13 protein-coding genes are annotated in these 15,627 nt (G+C 72.5%); 12 read left to right on the top strand and 1 reads right to left on the bottom strand.

Annotated elements, in window-relative coordinates; translation table 11 throughout:
- Nucleotides 1–12 precede the first annotated feature (12 nt).
- Both FHX82_RS24195 and FHX82_RS24200 read left to right on the top strand, forming a co-directional pair.
- Nucleotides 13–1,701 (top strand): ABC transporter substrate-binding protein, encoded by a 1,689-nt coding sequence (locus FHX82_RS24195; protein ID WP_145936122.1) that lies wholly within the window; start codon nt 13–15, stop codon nt 1,699–1,701.
- Complete coding sequence (locus tag FHX82_RS24200) at nt 1,701–3,299, top strand: dipeptide ABC transporter ATP-binding protein (protein ID WP_145936121.1); 1,599 nt, start codon at nt 1,701–1,703, stop codon at nt 3,297–3,299. Before FHX82_RS24195 ends, FHX82_RS24200 begins: the two co-directional genes overlap by 1 nt.
- Before the next feature lie 38 nt (nt 3,300–3,337).
- On the opposite strand, the gene FHX82_RS24205 is transcribed toward FHX82_RS24200, so the two are convergent.
- Nucleotides 3,338–4,003, bottom strand: a complete 666-nt coding sequence (locus FHX82_RS24205) for a type 1 periplasmic-binding domain-containing protein (protein ID WP_229880341.1) — start codon at nt 4,001–4,003, stop codon at nt 3,338–3,340.
- A 131-nt stretch (nt 4,004–4,134) separates the two neighbouring features.
- Between FHX82_RS24205 and FHX82_RS24210 the strand changes: the two genes are divergently transcribed.
- The 10 genes from FHX82_RS24210 (at nt 4,135) to FHX82_RS24255 (ending at nt 15,542) form a co-directional block, all read left to right on the top strand.
- Nucleotides 4,135–5,331, top strand: a complete 1,197-nt coding sequence (locus FHX82_RS24210; protein ID WP_145936120.1) for a HupE/UreJ family protein — start codon at nt 4,135–4,137, stop codon at nt 5,329–5,331.
- Between the two features lie 89 nt (nt 5,332–5,420).
- Complete coding sequence (locus tag FHX82_RS24215; RefSeq protein ID WP_229880342.1) at nt 5,421–6,998, top strand: purple acid phosphatase family protein; 1,578 nt, start codon at nt 5,421–5,423, stop codon at nt 6,996–6,998.
- A 60-nt stretch (nt 6,999–7,058) separates the two neighbouring features.
- On the top strand, nt 7,059–8,021 hold the full coding sequence (locus tag FHX82_RS24220; protein ID WP_145936119.1) for a DUF916 domain-containing protein: 963 nt from the start codon (nt 7,059–7,061) through the stop codon (nt 8,019–8,021).
- A 181-nt stretch (nt 8,022–8,202) separates the two neighbouring features.
- On the top strand, nt 8,203–8,733 hold the full coding sequence (locus FHX82_RS24225) for a hypothetical protein (protein ID WP_145936118.1): 531 nt from the start codon (nt 8,203–8,205) through the stop codon (nt 8,731–8,733).
- Complete coding sequence (locus FHX82_RS24230; protein WP_145936117.1) at nt 8,730–10,295, top strand: hypothetical protein; 1,566 nt, start codon at nt 8,730–8,732, stop codon at nt 10,293–10,295. The genes FHX82_RS24225 and FHX82_RS24230 overlap by 4 nt, the downstream gene beginning before the upstream one ends.
- 12 nt (nt 10,296–10,307) lie before the next feature.
- Nucleotides 10,308–11,222, top strand: coding sequence for a polyprenyl synthetase family protein (locus FHX82_RS24235; RefSeq protein WP_145936116.1), 915 nt, complete (start codon nt 10,308–10,310; stop codon nt 11,220–11,222).
- On the top strand, nt 11,210–13,111 hold the full coding sequence (locus FHX82_RS37805) for an NAD(P)/FAD-dependent oxidoreductase (protein WP_183176800.1): 1,902 nt from the start codon (nt 11,210–11,212) through the stop codon (nt 13,109–13,111). Before FHX82_RS24235 ends, FHX82_RS37805 begins: the two co-directional genes overlap by 13 nt.
- On the top strand, nt 13,108–13,341 hold the full coding sequence (locus FHX82_RS24245; protein WP_145936114.1) for a hypothetical protein: 234 nt from the start codon (nt 13,108–13,110) through the stop codon (nt 13,339–13,341). Before FHX82_RS37805 ends, FHX82_RS24245 begins: the two co-directional genes overlap by 4 nt.
- A gap of 239 nt (nt 13,342–13,580) precedes the next feature.
- A complete protein-coding gene (locus FHX82_RS24250) occupies nt 13,581–14,489 on the top strand; it encodes a glycoside hydrolase family 6 protein (RefSeq protein ID WP_145936113.1) in 909 nt (302 codons plus the stop codon).
- 21 nt (nt 14,490–14,510) lie between these two features.
- Nucleotides 14,511–15,542: an FG-GAP repeat domain-containing protein gene (locus tag FHX82_RS24255; RefSeq protein WP_145936112.1), complete on the top strand. Its 1,032-nt coding sequence runs from the start codon at nt 14,511–14,513 to the stop codon at nt 15,540–15,542.
- The last annotated feature ends 85 nt before the right edge of the window (nt 15,543–15,627 follow it).

Consider the following 15,627-nt stretch of genomic DNA (forward strand, 5'->3'; position numbering starts at 1 on the left):
AAAGGGAAAACGATGGATCGCAGGGACTTCCTCAGGGCGATGGGCCTCACGGCCGCCGTGTCGGGGACGGGGGCGCTGCTGGCGGCGTGCCACGCCAACGAGCAGTCGGGCGGCGGCGCGCTGACCGTCTCGTCCGGCGGCACGCTCTACATCCTCTACGACGGCACCTCCCAGCGCCTCGACCCGGCGAAGAGCCAGAGCCTCGCGATCACCCTGTCCGGGCTCATCCACCGCCGCCTGACGGCGTGGAAGACCTCCGCCGACGGCCCCGCGACGGTGGTCCCGGACCTGGCCACCGACACCGGCCGCGCGAGCGCCGACGGGAAGACGTGGACGTTCACGCTCAAGGACGGCCTCAAGATGTCCGACGGCACGCCGATCACGAGCGCGGAGATCAAGTACGGCGTCGAGCGCTCGTTCGACCCGGCGTTCTCCGGCGGCCTGGGCTACCACAAGACGTTGCTGGCAGGCGGCGGCGCCTACACCGGCCCGTTCAAGGGCGGCGACCTCGCCTCGATCGAGACCCCGGACGCGAAGACCATCGTGTTCCACCTCGCCCGCCCCTACGGCGACTGGCCGTGGATCGTGAGCATGCCCGCGTTCGCGCCGGTGCCGAAGGGCAAGGGCACGGACGCGAACTACGACAGCGCCCCCGTCGCCTCCGGCCCGTACCAGCTGGAGTCGCTCACCAAGGGTGTGGAGCTGCGGCTGTCGCGCAACCCGAACTGGGACCCCAAGACCGACGTGGCCCGCACGGGCCTGCCGGACGCGGTCGTGATGCAGCTGGGCCAGGACACCGGCGTGACGGCACAGCGGCTGCTGGCCAGCGCGGGCAACGACGCGTTCGCGTTCGGCGCCGCGTTCGTCAATCCCGCGCAGCTCGCCCAGATCCGCACCAACCCGGCGGCGAAGAACCAGCTCGTCACCTCCGAGTCCGGCGCGCTGGCCTACCTCGCGCTGAACACCCGCCGCGGCCCGCTCGCGAACGTCAAGGTGCGCCAGGCGTTCCAGTACGCCGTGGACAAGACCGCGTTCCAGATCGCCAGCGCGGGCAGCGCCGACCTCGCCGGCCCGATCGCCACCACGCTGATCACCGAGGGCATCGCCGGGCGCGAGGTGTTCGATCTGTACCCGGCGCCGCCGAGCGGGGACGTGGCCAAGGCCAAGCAGCTGCTCGCCGAGGCCGGTTTCCCCAACGGCATCCAGAACCTGGACTTCCCGGTGTCCACGGACAACAACGACGCCGACAAGGCCCAGGCCATCCAGGCCGCGTTGCAGCGCGCGGGCATCCAGACGAAGCTGCGCCCGCTGGACGAGGACGCGTGGCAGGCCGTGGTCACCGGCAACGACGACAACGCCTACGACCTCACGCTCGGCTCGTGGCAGCCCGACTTCCCCAGCGCGAACTCCAACATCCAGCCGCTGTTCGGCACCTCCGAGATCGGCAACGGCGGCTACAACCAGTCCCGCTACTCGGTGCCCGACGTGGATGCCCTGATCGCGCAGGCGCAGGGCACCATCGACCCGGCGGCCGCCGGGAAGCTGTGGGCGCAGACCGACCGGCGGATCCTGCAGGACTCCCCCGTGGTGCCGCTGATCTACACGCGCAACTCGTTCCTGCACGGGTCGAAGGTCGGCGACTTCGAGATCGGCCAGTTCCCGGCCTACCCGAACTACCTGCAGATCGGCCTGGCGAAGTAGTGAGCGAGGCCCTGCTGTCGCTGCGTGACGTCTCGATCTCCTTCGGCGCCGTCGAAGCCGTCCGCGGGGTCGGCTTCGACGTGCGGCCGGGGGAGGTCGTCGCGCTCGTGGGCGAGTCCGGCTCCGGCAAGTCCGTGACGGCGCTGTCGTTGCTGGGCCTGCTGCCGGACACGGCGACCGTGCGCGGATCGGCGACGCTGTCCGGTCGCGACCTGTACACAGTGGACAGTGCCGCACTGCGCGAGGTGCGCGGCGGCGAGATCGGCATGGTGTTCCAGGAGCCGATGAGCGCGCTGAACCCGGTGTTCCGCATCGGCACACAGCTCGTCGACGCGGTGCGCGCGCACCGGAAGGTGTCGCGCGCGCAGGCGCGGCAGCGGGCGCGGGAGCTGCTGGAGCTCGTGGAGCTGGACGCGGCGCGGGTGCTGCGGTCCTATCCGCACCAGCTGTCCGGCGGGCAGTTGCAGCGCGTGGTGATCGCGATGGCGCTGGTGCACGAGCCGGCGCTGCTGCTGGCCGACGAGCCGACCACGGCGCTCGACGTGACCGTGCAGGCCGGGATCCTGCGGCTGCTGCGCTCGCTGCGGGACCGGCTGGGCACGGCGATCCTGCTCGTCACGCACGACATGGGTGTGGTGGCCGATCTCGCCGACCGCGTGGTGGTGCTGCGTGACGGGCGGGTGGTCGAGCAGAACACGGCGACCGGACTGTTCGGGGCGCCGGCGGCGGAGTACACGCGGGAGCTGCTGGATTCGGTGCTGTCACTGGGTTCCGGCTCTCCGGCGCCGAAACGGGCCGCGGATCCGCTGGTGTCGCTGAAGGATCTCGAAGTGACCTACCGCGGTGGCGTGCGGGCGGTCGACGGCGTATCGCTGACGATCGGCTCCGACGAGGTGCTCGGGCTGGTGGGCGAGTCGGGGTCGGGCAAGAGCACGATCTCGTCGGTGCTGACGGGCCTGGTGTCGCCGACGGGCGGCGAGGTGCGGGTGGCGGGCGTCGACCTGGCGCGGGCGAACGCGCGGCAGTGGCGCGAGGTGCGGCGGCAGATCGGCGTGGTGTTCCAGAACCCGGCGTCGGCGCTGAATCCGCGGGCGACGATCGGCGCGAGCATCGCGGAACCGCTGGTGGTGCACGGGATGGGCGGCGATCACCGGGCGAGGGTGGCCGAGCTGCTCACCGCGGTGCGGCTCGATCCGGGCTGGCGCGGGCGGTATCCGCACGAGCTGTCGGGCGGTCAGCGCCAGCGGGTCGGCATCGCGCGGGCGCTCGCGCTGCGGCCGAAGCTGCTCATCGCGGACGAGCCGACGAGCGCGCTGGACGTGTCGGTGCAGGCGTCGGTGCTGGCGCTGCTGGCCGAGCTGCAGCGGGAGCTGGCGTTCGCGTGCCTGTTCATCTCGCACGACCTCGCGGTGGTCGAGCGGGTGGCCGACCGCGTGGCGGTGCTGCACCGCGGCCGCGTGGTGGAGGAGGGCACGGTGCCGGACGTCCTCGGCGCCCCGCGGGAGGCCTACACGCGCCGCCTGGTCGCGGCGGCCCCGGTGGCGGACCCGGCGCGCCAACGCGAGCGGCGGGAGGCCTGGGAGGCGCTGGCGGACTGAGGGGCCAGGTTGGTTCCGCGGCCCGGCATGTCCAGACGCTAGCTCAACCGGATCACGATGCCTGTCACGCCGTTCAGCACGCTGGCCACTCCGGCTCGTACGGCGGCCGCCGCGCGGGCCGGGGTGAACGATGCCGGGTCGTAGCCCGTCGACGTGCCCAGGCCCTCGCCGCGGAAGGAGGCGCCCGGCCAGTTCGCCGCCGTCACGTTCGCCGTCGGCTCGGCCAGTTCCGCGCCCACCACGAGGAACTGCTGGTCCAGGTGGTTCGCCGACACCAGCGCGAGCGCGTCGACCAGCGCGTTGCCCGCCGCGATCACCAGGTCCGGCTGCAAGGCCATCGCCTCGCTGATGCTCTCCGGATAGCCGTGCGGATCGTCGGCCGTCACCGTCTTCAGGCTGACCTGCTCGTCGGCCGCCCACTCCCGCACCGCCGAGACGAGCGTGGCCGTCTGCGGGTCGCTTCCCGCGCTCAGCAGCACCACGCGGTACCCCGCGGACGGGCGGACGCCGTCCCACGAGCCGGGGCTCGGCGTGATCGTCGCCTCCGGGGTGGGCGCCGCCGTGGTGAACCCTGGCCCGAGCGTGCCGATGGAGCTGGGCCGGGCGTGCGGCTGGGACCAGTCGTCCGCGGCACCGCAGCCACTGAGGAGCACCACGGCCGCCAGGGCCAGTGGTCGCGCACGCACGCCGAACTTCCGGAACACGACGTCTTTCCTACCCGATCAGCCGGGTTTTGCGCCGCATGTCGGGATGCGGTCGCCGGGTGTTCACGCGCGGGCCGCCCGTCGTTCGCCTGCTGCCAGCAGTCTGCGCGGGACAACGGAAAGAGGAACGCATGCTTCGCCCCTCCCGGGCCATCTTCGCCGTCGTGGCGGCGGCGCTGGTGGTCGCCCTCAACGCCGTGCCCGCGTCCGCACACGGCTTCTCCTCCACCGTGTACGCCGACGTCACCTCGCCGCGCAGCGGGCACGTGCGCGCGGACCTCGGGCTGGAGTACGACCTGCTCGTCGTGTCCGCCGCCGACTACGAGCACGACGACCCGCTGTTCCGCCAGGGCACCGCGGCGTTCGACGCACACGACTCCGCCGCACAGGCCGCGGCGCTCGAAACCCACGCCGGCTCGGTGGTGCGGTACGCGACCGAGCGCTTCCAGGTCACCGCCGACGGTCAGCGGTGCACGCCCGTGCGGGACGGCGCGTTCACGATGGAACAGCGCGAAGGCGTGCCCTACACCCGGCTGGTGCTGGACTACCAGTGCGCCGCGGCCGAGGCCCACGAGGTCCACAGTGGACTGTTCACGGACGCCGAGGGCTACGTGCGTGACACGAAGACGATCGTCACCTACGACCTCGACCTCACCTCGGGCAGCGCGGCGCTCGACGCGCGGCAGCCCTCGTTCTCCACGCGGCAGAGCTGGACGCAGCGGTTCTGGGAGTTCTTCCGGCTCGGCGCGGAGCACCTGCTGACCGGGCTCGACCACATCCTGTTCCTGCTCGCGCTCATCGCGGGTTCCCGCCGCCTGCGGGAGATCGTACTGGCGGCGACCACGTTCACCCTCGCGCACTCGGTGACGTTCGTACTCGCCGCGCTCGGGCTCGTGCGCGCACCCGCCGCGGTCATCGAACCGCTGATCGCGCTGTCGATCGCCGTGGTCGCGGCTTGGCCACTGGTGCGGGCGTGGCGGCGCGGGTCGCGGACGGACGAGCTGGACACCGGCGGGCACTTCAGCCTCGACCGCGCGGGCTGGATCCGGCTCGCGGTGGTCTTCTGCTTCGGCCTCGCGCACGGGCTCGGGTTCGCCTCGGTGCTGGGCATCGACACGGCCTGGTCGTGGACGCTGCTGTGGTCGCTGCTGGTGTTCAACCTCGGCATCGAGGTGGTGCAGCTGGCGATCATCGCGCTGGTCTTCCCGCTGCTGGCCCTGCTGCGCCACCGCGCGAAGCTCGCCCCGCGCCTGGCCACCGGCGCGATCGCGGCGGGCGTGTCCGTCATGGGCCTGAGCTGGTTCGTGGAGCGGGTCTTCGCCCTCTGATCGCCGGCACGCCCTGTTCCGTTCACCTGATCGGCACAGAGGACATCAACGCTGTCATCGGTCTTCTCCCCCAACCGGACAGGAAACACATGAAAGTACGCAGATCACTGGCCTACAGCGCCGCGGCGGCAGCCGTGGGGCTCGCGGTCGCCTTCACCAGCGGCCCGGCCGTCGCGGTCGCGGCCACGCCCGCGGCCTCGCCGGTCACCGGTATCGTCCTCGGTGTCGGCGCCAAGGAGACCCAGCGCGTGGTCAGCTGGTACGCCTCGACCGGTGCCGCGCAGGTGGTGCAGGTCGTGCCGACCTCGAAGCTCAACCACGGCCAGTTCCCGCGGGGCGCCCAGACGTTCCCGGCCACCGTCGCCGCGAACGTCGTCAACGGCGGCTACAACGGACACGCCACGATCGACGGGCTGAAGCAGAACACCAGCTACTCCTACCGCGTCGGCTCCGGTGACAGCTGGTCGCCGGTGTACACGTTCAAGACGCGGAAGTTCAGCGGCGACTTCGACTTCCTCTTCTTCGGCGACCCGCAGATCGGCTCCTCCGGCGACACCGCGCGCGACGGCGCGGGCTGGGCGGACACCGTGAACGTGGCGCTCACCGCGAACCCGGACGCCGAACTGCTGGTCTCCGGCGGCGACCAGGTCGAGTCGGCCAACAACGAGGACCAGTGGAAGGCGTTCCTCGCGCCCGACCAGCTGCGCCAGTACCCGTGGGCGGCCACGATCGGCAACCACGACGTGGGCGGCAAGGCGTACGAGCAGCACTTCTGGACGCCGAACACCGACCGTTCGGCGCCGTTCTACAACGGTGCCGCGGACACCCGTTCCGGCGGCGACTACTGGTACCTCTACAAGGACGTGCTGTTCATCGACCTGAACAGCAACGCCTACGCGAGCGGCTCGGACGACGCCCACATCGGCTACGTCACCGACGTGGTCAAGAAACAAGGCGGCAAGGCGAAGTACACCGTCCTCGTCTACCACCACTCGATCTACTCGCCGGCCGACCACGCCAACGACGCCGACAACCAGCAGCGCCGCCAGGACTTCCCGACGGCGTTCTCGAACCTCGGTGTCGACCTGGTCCTGCAGGGTCACGACCACAGCTACTCGCGCAGCTACGTGATCAAGAACGGCCAGAAGGCGAACCCGGCCGAGCAGCCCGGGGCCACGCAGGTGGTCCAGGGCCCGGGCGGGGTCATCTACGTGACGGCGAACTCCGCGTCGGGGTCGAAGTACTACGACCTCACCGACCCGGACACCGCCGCGGACCCGGACTACGGGCCCGACCCGCTCAACCCGGACAACCACTGGGCCAACTCGGTGGAGAACCAGGAGCACGTCCGCACCTACGTCAAGGTCGAGGTGCGCGACGACAAGCTGGTCGTGCAGGACATCCGCAGCGGCACCTGCGCGGCACCGAACGCCGCGGTGGAGCTGGGCAAGGTGTCGTGGTGCGGGCCGGACAGCGGTGCCACGCCCGCCCAGCGCGTCGGGTCCACTGTGGACAAGGTGGTGATCCAGCCCTACGGCCGGAACGACCACGACGGCCACGGGCGCCCGCCGGGCCGGCCGGACTGGCTCGACTGGCCGTGGCTGGGCTGGCTGCAGCAGCCGGGCCAGGGCGGTCCGGCGCACCAGACGCTGACCGAGCTGCGCTGATTTCCCGGGCAGGGGCGGGCTTTCCCGCCCCTGCCCGCCCTTTCGGAAGGAACCTCCCGGATGCACCCCATCGCCCGCGCGGCCGCCCTCGCGCTGCTCACCCTGACCGGCCTCGCCTCGGCGCCCGTGGCCGCGGCGCAGGACGCCGCGCCCTGGACGGTGGCGACCGCCGCCAACGACTTCGGCGCGGGGCGGGAGAACTACAGCTACACCGTCGACGCGGGCGGGCAGGTCGACGACGGTCTCGTGGTCGCGAACCCCGGCACCGCCCCCCTCGACCTGGCGGTGTACAGCGCGGACGCCTTCACGACGCGGGAGGGCAGGCTCGACCTCCTCACGCGGGACAAGCCCTCGACCGGCGTGGGCGCGTGGGTGCGTCCCGGCGCCGCCCACGTGACGGTGCAGCCGGGACAGACCACCGAGGTGCCGTTCACGGTGACCGTCCCGGCCGACGCGGCGCCGGGTGACCACACGGGCGGCATCGTCACGTCCCTGACGGAGAACGGCGTGGAGCGGCGGGTGGGCCTCCGGATCCAGGTGCGCGTCGGCGGCGAGCTGCGGCCGCAGCTGGCGGTGGAGAACCTGGACGTGGACTACTCGGGCACGCTCTCCGGTTCCGGCGACGCGACGCTGACGTACACGGTCCACAACACCGGCAACGCCACGGTTTCCGCCCGTCAGGCAGTATCGGTGTCGGGCCCGTTCGGCAGCTGGCGCGCGACGGCGGACCCGGTCCCCGACACACCTTCGTTGCTGCCCGGTGAGACGCGGGACGTCTCCGTCCCGGTGCACGGCGTGGTCCCGGCGCTGGCGCTGACGGGAACGGTCACGCTGACGCCACTGCTCACCGACGCGTCCGGTTCCGTGGCGCCACTGGCGGCGGTCTCCACGACGGCCCACGGCGCCGCGGTGCCGTGGGCGCTGGTGGGGCTGATCGTCGTGGTGGCCGCGGTGGCCGTCTTCGCGCTCCGGCGGCGGCGGTCACCGGTCGAAGAACCCGAGAAGGTCGACGTCACCGTCTGAAAACCTCACCAGGACCCTCGGCGACCGGACAATTGCTCCAGCAGGGTGGACATCGACGGAAACGGCACGTTTTGCCCGGAAGCACCGCTAGCCTGTCGCCAGGATTTCGCATCCGCCCTGGGGGAACAGGGGGCGTGCGCATCGCGCACCGGAGGCGACGACGGAGTCCCTGGAGGCAGGAATGCGTCCCTTTCCTTCGCTACGGCCGAAATCGGCGCTGCCCACGAGGCGCACGGTGCTGGCGGGCTCGGCCGCGGTCGCCGCGCTCGCCACGGTGAGCGCGGCACCGGCCGCGGCGGCCCCGCTGAGCGCGGCCGACGAGGACCTGCTCGTCCAGGTGGCCCGCACCGTGGCGGTGCTGCCCGTGCCGTTCCCGGCGTTCGACGAAACGGGGCCCGCCACCGGAAGGGCCACCCAGCCGAGGTTGTCCGCGGTGCTCGGCCGGGTGGACCCCGCCGGGCGGGCGGCGCTGGCCGACGGGCTCGGCCGGCTGCGGACGGCCGGCCCGCTCCCCGGCGAGCCGGAGGCGCTGGTCAGGGCGATCGGCCGGGTGGCGGACACCGCCGGGGCCCTGCCGGGGCTGACGGCGGTCGTCGCCACCGCGCTCGCCACGATCTCGTCCCGGTTCGAGCCGGGCCGCCGCCCCGCCGCCGAGCTGTGGCTCGACTACGCGCGCAGGTTCGCCGCGATGCCGGTCGGGGGTGCGAGATGACGTTCTCCCGGCAGACCCACAACCAGCTGCTGCAAGGCCGTGACGACCTGATCAGCGGCTTCGCCCAGCGCCGCGGGTTCAACGGCGCCGGTGTCGCCTACCGCGTCCGCGACGGGGAGACCACGGACGAGCCGGTGGTCGTGGTGTTCGTGACGAAGAAACGGCCGCCGGGTTTGCTGCTCGAAGAGGACCTGCTGCCGCGGCAGGTCAACGTCGGCGGGGTCAACCACGGGGTCGACGTCTTCGAAGCCGGGCCCTTCGTGCTCGGCGGGACGACGACGTTCGACCCGACGGTCGAGGCGACGCTCACGAAGAAGTACCGTCCGCTGCGCCAGGGCGGCCAGATCAGCAACATCGGGATGCAGGGCTACGGCACCCTCGGCGCGATCGTGCGCGACCTCACCGACAACTCGCCCTCGATCCTGTCGAACAACCACGTGCTGGTGCTGAACAACTCCAGCACCTCGGTCGGGCAGGCGATCACCCAGCCCTACACCGGCAGCCCCGCCGACACCGTCGCGCGCGTCACCCGTTTCGTGCCTTACACGTTCGGCGTCACGCGGCCCAACCTCACCGACGCCGCGCTCGCGAAGCTCACCGACGACCAGGCGAAGGAGATCACCGACGCCGTCGCGGAGGACCTGATGGCGCCCTACAGCGTCGACCACCCGTGCGTCGGGCTGTTCTTCGCGGCCGATCCCACCAACTTCTACGGCGTCTCCGCGAAGATCGACAACACGCTGGAGGCCCTCGGCGCCGACCTGCTCACCCCGGAGGCGATCTACGTGCCCGGTCCGCCGGACCTCGGCGCGCCGGTCGAGAAGGTGGGCGCCCGCACCGGGTACGCCTCGTCGCGCATCCACGCGATCAACATGAAGTTCCCGGTGTTCCTGGAGATCAACGGCGGCTCGCGGATCGGCTGGTTCACCGACCTGGTCGGCACGACGCGCTTCGGCTGGCCGGGCGACTCGGGCTCGACGGTCCGGCTCGGCGGGGACGGCGAGACGCGGCTGCCGATCGACCTGGGGCTCAGCAAGTGCGAGGCGACGAGCGCGGTGGCCTCGATGTACGACCTGCCGCTGGAGAACGACATCCCGCTCGCTGACCGCATTCGCGACCAGTTCATGGCGGCCAGCACCACCGGCAGCTTCCTGACCCAGCTGTTCTACCTGAACAACAGCGTGATCCTGGACCGGACCCAGGGCGTCGAGGCGTCGGACAGCGAGAAGGCCGGCGCGGCCAGCATGTACGACAAGTACCGGGACTTCATCGACTCGGCGCTGGCGGCGCCGGACCGCCCCGGACTGGTGGTGACCCGGGAGAACATCGACGACGCGGCGCTCGGCCTGGCCTCGTTGCAGACCCGGATGACCACCGAGGAAACCGACGCCACCAACGAGATCTTCACGTCGCTGGTGCGCCAGACCGAAGGGATGAACCACCAGCAGCTCGTGGCGTTCATGAACCGCACCGACGTGTTCGACAAGGTCTGGGACACCACCGCCGCGGTGCCGACGATCCGCGCGCTCGGTTCGCTCTACCCCGCCCACCGGCCCCGCTGACGGGTCCGGGGAATGGACTACCAGGCCGCCGTGCGGTCGCGAATGCGCGAGCTGTGCGAGGACCTGCCGTCCGCGCTGAAGCCCGCGGTGGTGCCGTTCGTCGACCGGGCGGGCAAGGGCGCCAGGGCGGCGCTAGTCGCCGCCGCCGCGGCGGGCGGCCGAGCCGACCGGACGGAGCTCGTCCGGCTGGGCGCGATCGTCGAGCTGCTGCACCTGGCCTCGCTGATCCACGACGACGTGGTGGACCGGGCCGCCACCCGGCGGGACCTGCCCAGCGCGCACGAGCGGGTCGGCCCGGACCTGGCCCTGCTCGCGGGCACGGCCTGCGTGGCGCTGGTCGGCCAGGAGTCCGCCGACCTCGGGCCGCGGACGGCGGCCGCCGTTGCCCGCTGCACCGCGGCACTCGCGCTGGGCCAGCTGATGGACGTGGAGCGTGCCTACGACACGGGGCTGGACCTGGACGCCTACGTCGCCATAGTGGTCAGGAAGACCAGCGAGCTGTTCGTGCTGAGCTGCGTGCTCGGTGCCGGTGCCGCCGGGCGCGAGCCCGCGTTCGCGGCGGCGGTCGCGGAGTTCGCCCGGCAGCTCGGGGTGTGCTTCCAGATCGAGGACGACTGCAAGGACTTCCTGCCCGCGGGCTCGGGAAAACCCGCCGGTACGGACCACCGGCTCGGCTTCTACGGGCTGCCCACGCTGCACGCCCTGGCCGTCCGCCCCGGCGAGCTGGCCGCGCTCCTGCTCGCGCCGGAGATCGGCGACGCGGAGCTGGCCCGGATCCGGGAACTCGTGCTCGGCGCGGGTGGTCTGGACCGGGCCGTCCGGGAAGCCCGCCGCCGCCGCGAACTCGCGTTCGCCGCGCTCGCGCCGGTCGAACCGGAACCCGCGACGGCGCTGAGAGAGGTGGCCGACGCGCTGTGGACGTTCTGATCGCCGGTGCGGGACCGGCCGGGAGCACCGCGGCCCGGGCGCTCGCCGAAGCGGGGCTCGACGTCGTGGTGCTCGAACGGCGTGACCCGCTCCCGGAGTACCACGTCGCACTCGAACCCGGGCCGGTCCCGGGCGGTACGGCCGGGGTCGTGTTGTCGTTCGGGGACGCGCCACCGAGGCGTTTCGACGACGCGCGGGTCCAGGTGCTGCCGTACCGGGACGCGGTGCTGTCGGTGCGGGAAGCCGCGGTCGCCGCCGGAGCGCGGCTCGTCGAGGCGGAGCCCGCCCGGGTTCGGCGTGGTGACGCGGAAATCGAGGACGTCGTGCGGCGCTTCGGCGAACCCGTCGTGCTGCTGGACGCCACCGGAGCCACCGGCGCCGGGCCCGGCCGGGGCTGGGCCACCACCGGTACCTGGCGCGGCTGCGCACTCGCGGACGAGGTGCTCACCCACCTCACCCAGCCGGGCGCGAACCTTTCCACCGTCCCGCTCGTGGTCCGGGCGGTGCCCGTGCCCGGCGGGCGCGCCACCATCACGGTCACCACCATGTCGGCCAGTCCCCTTCCCCACCAGGAGGTCGCCGCTGTGGTCCGGGGCGCCGACCCCCGGCTCGCTGGGGCGCTGCCCGTCGGCGCCCTCGTGGACCATCCGGTCAACGCCGGGTTCACCCCGGACGGGGCCACCCCGGACGGCGTGCTGACGCTCGGCGAAGCGGCGGGGCTGGTCAACCCGTTCACCGGGGACGGGATCGCCAACGCCGTCCGCAGCGGCGAGCTGGCGGCGCAGGCGGTGCTGGCGTCCCCCGGCGACGCGGAGCGCATCGCCCACGCGTACCGCCGGGGCCTGCGCTCGGCGTTCGTCGGCTACTTCCAGTCGGCCCGGCACGCGGTGCGGCACTACCACCTCGCGTGGCGGATCCTGGCGAGCTCGTCCACCTCGGAGCACCCGTTCCACCGGCAGAGCCATCGCGCGGTGCTGCTGGGCGGGGCCATGGCGCACGACAGCCTGCGGCAGCGGCGCCACCCGGACGAGGTCACGGTGTACCTCGCGCCGTTCACGCTCGCCTGCAACGAGGTCATGGTGCGGCGGATCGGGGACGAATGGCCGCTGCTCGCGATGCACACCCTCGGTGGCCGGGAACCGGTCCGGCACGCGCTGCGACCGTCCACTTTGTTCGCGGGGGCACTGCTCTCGGCGGGCGGCCACCCGGACGTCCGGCACGCCCCCGTGGCGGCCGCCATCGAGCTGGCGTTGCTCGGGGCGCTGGCGCACAGCGTGCCCGCGAGCGAGGCCGAGCCGCTCGCGCGCGGGGTCGACTGGCGGTACGCCTCGGCGGTGATCGCGGCGGACTATCTCCTGGCCACCGCCACCGAGGTCCTCACCACGACCCGCCCGGAGCTGGCGGCCGCGTTCTCGGCGTGGCTGGCCTCCCTGGTCGCGTTGCGGGCGGAGGAACGGGTCGTGCCGCTGTGGGAAAGCTTCTTCGAGTTCCCGGCCCGGACGGGAGCGCACCTGGCGGGGGCCGGCGATGCGGACGTGGCGGCGGTGCGCCGGTTGGGCCGGACGTGCGGCCGGCTGTTCCTGCTCGCGGAGGATCTCGCGCTGCTGCACGGACGGCGCTCGCGGCTGGACACGACACTGGGTGGCGCCCTCGCGGCGGGGTTGTCCGGGTTGCCGGACCTGGCGGGCACCGCCGACGAGGAGGAAATCCGGTACCGTCGGCCCGCGTTGTCGGCGGTGTGCGAGGAGTCGCTGGCGGCCGAACTGTCGGCGGCGGACCGCGCGGTGGCCGGGCTCGCCGACGCCCGCTGCCGCCGGGTGCTGAACCACTTCGCGCGCTCGCTGGCGGAGCCCGTCGCGGCGTACCGTCCGGAGGAGGTGGCCGGGTGATCGAGCCGATCGGCGCCCTCCCGGGAGCCCGTCGCGGCGCGCCGTCCGGAAGAGGTGACCGGATGATCGGGGTCGTGGGTGCCGAACGCTTCGCACACTCCGGCGGAAAGCGCTTTCTCGCGCTGGCTGGAGGAGGTGGCCCGATGATCGGGGTCGTGGGGGCTGAACGCTCCGTGCCCTCCGGCAGAAAGCGCTTTCTCGTGTGCCGTCCGGAGGAGGTGACCGGATGATCGGGCTCCTGGGCGCCGAACGCTCCGCGCACTCCGCCAGAAAGCGCTTTCTCCCGCCGTCCGGAAGAGGTGACCGCGTGATCGGGCTCCTGGGCGCCCAACGCTCCGCACACTCCGCCAGAAAGCGCTTTCTCGCGCTGGCTGGAAGAGGTGACCGCGTGATCGGGCTCCTGGGCGCCCAACGCTCCGCGCACTCCGCCAGAAAGCGCTTTCTCCCGCCGTCCGGAAGAGGTGGCCGGGTGAGCAGGCTCGTCGGCGCTCTGCTGGAGGTGCTGCTGCTGGGCGGCTGCGTCACCCCGCCGCCACCGGCCGCGCCGCCGCCCGGTTTCCGGCTGCTCGCGGGCCGCTACCAGCTGGCCCGTGACCTGACGAACCCGGCGCTGGACTGGGTGCGTGCGAACGTGGGCAGCGCCCCCTCGGCGGCGGAGCCCATCGAGCAGCAGATCGCCTACACCCCCGTCGCCCACCGCTTCCGTGCCGGGGACACCGGGCGCGTGCACGACTACGTGGCGCAAGCCGCGCAGCAACGCTGGTTGCCGATGCTCGTCGCCGCCTTCACCGAGCCCGGGCAGTGCCCCGGTCCGGACCAGGTCGCCGTGACGGACCTCGCGCGCGGGCTCGGCGGCGAGAAGGCCATCGTCGTCCTCGAACCCCGGCTCCTGACCGGCGACTGCCCCGGCGTCACGACCTACCTCGCCGCCGCTGTCCGCATCCTGCGCGCCACCGCGCCGAACGTCTTCGTCTTCCTCGACGTCTCCGGAACCGACGACCCCAGCCGCTACGCCGCCGGCCTGACCGAAGCCGGACTCGCCCAGGCCGCGGGCGTCACGCTGAACGTCGGCGGCTACACCCCCGCCGCCGAACTCGCCGCCCCCGCCCGGCGGCTCTTCGACGCCGTCTCGGCGAGCACCGGGCGCCGCGACTACTTCCTGCTCGCCGACAGCTCACGCAACGGCGCCGCGGTGACAGGGAACTGCAATCCGCCCGGCGCGAAACTGGGCTCGCCCGGCACCTTCTCCGACGAGCCCGGCGCGCTGCAGCAGGCGTGGCTGACCGTTCCGGGGATCTCCGACGGCCCCTGCGGCACCGCGCCCGAGTCCCACCCCGGGGAGTTCGTCCCCGCACTGGCCCGGTCCCTGACCGGTTGACAACGAAGAACTGGGGAGAGAATGAAGAAAACCACCAGAACACTGTCCACTGTGGCCACTGCCGGGCTGCTCGTCCTCGGCCTCGCCACACCGGCGAGCGCCGCGGAGCCGGTCGCCCTGCCCGGAACGGGCCCGGCGCTGGCCGCGTTGTCGGCGCACCGCGCACCGGCGGCGCCGGCCCGCCGGATGTCCGTCACGTCCGCGGAGAACGACCTCAACGGCGACGGCATCGACGACGTGCTGACCCGGGACCGCGCCTCCACCGGAATCGACCTCTACACCGGAACCGGCGGCCTCAACGGCACTTCGACCCTCGCCGGGCCCACCCGCGTGCGCACGGCGACACCGAACCGGGTGTGGTTCGGGCAGGGTGACCTCAACGGCGACGGCCGGGCGGACATCGCGAGCATCGACGGGTCCGGCGTCATGTACGCCGCCTACAACCAGGGCACCAGCACGCCGTCGTTCGCGGCGGACGTGTCCTTCCTCTCCGGCTTCACCCCGTCGTCGCCGGTGTGCCTGGGCGATTTCGTGGGCAGTGACCCGAACAACCCGCTGGAGCCGGACGGCCGCGCGGACCTCGTCCTGAAGAACCCCAGCACCAAGGCGATCGACCTCTACGTCAACGACGGCACGGTGAACGGCAAGCCGTCCTACAGCTACCGCGGCGCCCTGCTGACGGGAGCCGACTACGTCACCGGCATCCACCTCGCGGACCTGACCGGTGACTACTTCAAGGACATCCTGGTCACCATGACCGACGGCACGCTCTGGCTGCTGGACCTGTTCGCCGACGTCGACTCCGCCGGAAACCCCGTGGCGAAGTGGTTCCGGATCATCGACTCCGGCATGAACGCCGCCGACCACCTCCTGTTCCCCGACTTCAACCAGGACGACTACCCGGACTTCGCCGCCCGGCTGACCGCCACCGGGGAGCTGCGCGGCGTGCTGCACTCGGGAACGTGGAACCCGGCGGCGCCGGCGACCGTGTTCGACTCCGCCACCGGGCAGCTCGTGCGCTCCGGCTGGACCGGCTACGACTGGGTGTTCTGAGGCCGCCTATCGAACCGGCGGAAAATCCGATCGTGGCCGGTGACACCGGCGGTCCGCGCCCGCGCGGCCGCCGGTGTTCACCTTT

This window comes from Amycolatopsis bartoniae (genome assembly GCF_014191255.1).
GTDB lineage: Bacteria > Actinomycetota > Actinomycetes > Mycobacteriales > Pseudonocardiaceae > Amycolatopsis_E > Amycolatopsis_E bartoniae.

Coding starts and splice junctions, on each gene's coding strand:
- FHX82_RS24195 (WP_145936122.1), top strand. CDS start 13: ATGGATCGCAGGGACTTCCTCAGGGCGATGGGCCTCACGGCCGCCGTG.
- FHX82_RS24210 (WP_145936120.1), top strand. CDS start 4,135: ATGCTTCGCCCCTCCCGGGCCATCTTCGCCGTCGTGGCGGCGGCGCTG.
- FHX82_RS24215 (WP_229880342.1), top strand. CDS start 5,421: ATGAAAGTACGCAGATCACTGGCCTACAGCGCCGCGGCGGCAGCCGTG.
- FHX82_RS24220 (WP_145936119.1), top strand. CDS start 7,059: ATGCACCCCATCGCCCGCGCGGCCGCCCTCGCGCTGCTCACCCTGACC.
- FHX82_RS24225 (WP_145936118.1), top strand. CDS start 8,203: ATGCGTCCCTTTCCTTCGCTACGGCCGAAATCGGCGCTGCCCACGAGG.
- FHX82_RS24230 (WP_145936117.1), top strand. CDS start 8,730: ATGACGTTCTCCCGGCAGACCCACAACCAGCTGCTGCAAGGCCGTGAC.
- FHX82_RS24235 (WP_145936116.1), top strand. CDS start 10,308: ATGGACTACCAGGCCGCCGTGCGGTCGCGAATGCGCGAGCTGTGCGAG.
- FHX82_RS24255 (WP_145936112.1), top strand. CDS start 14,511: ATGAAGAAAACCACCAGAACACTGTCCACTGTGGCCACTGCCGGGCTG.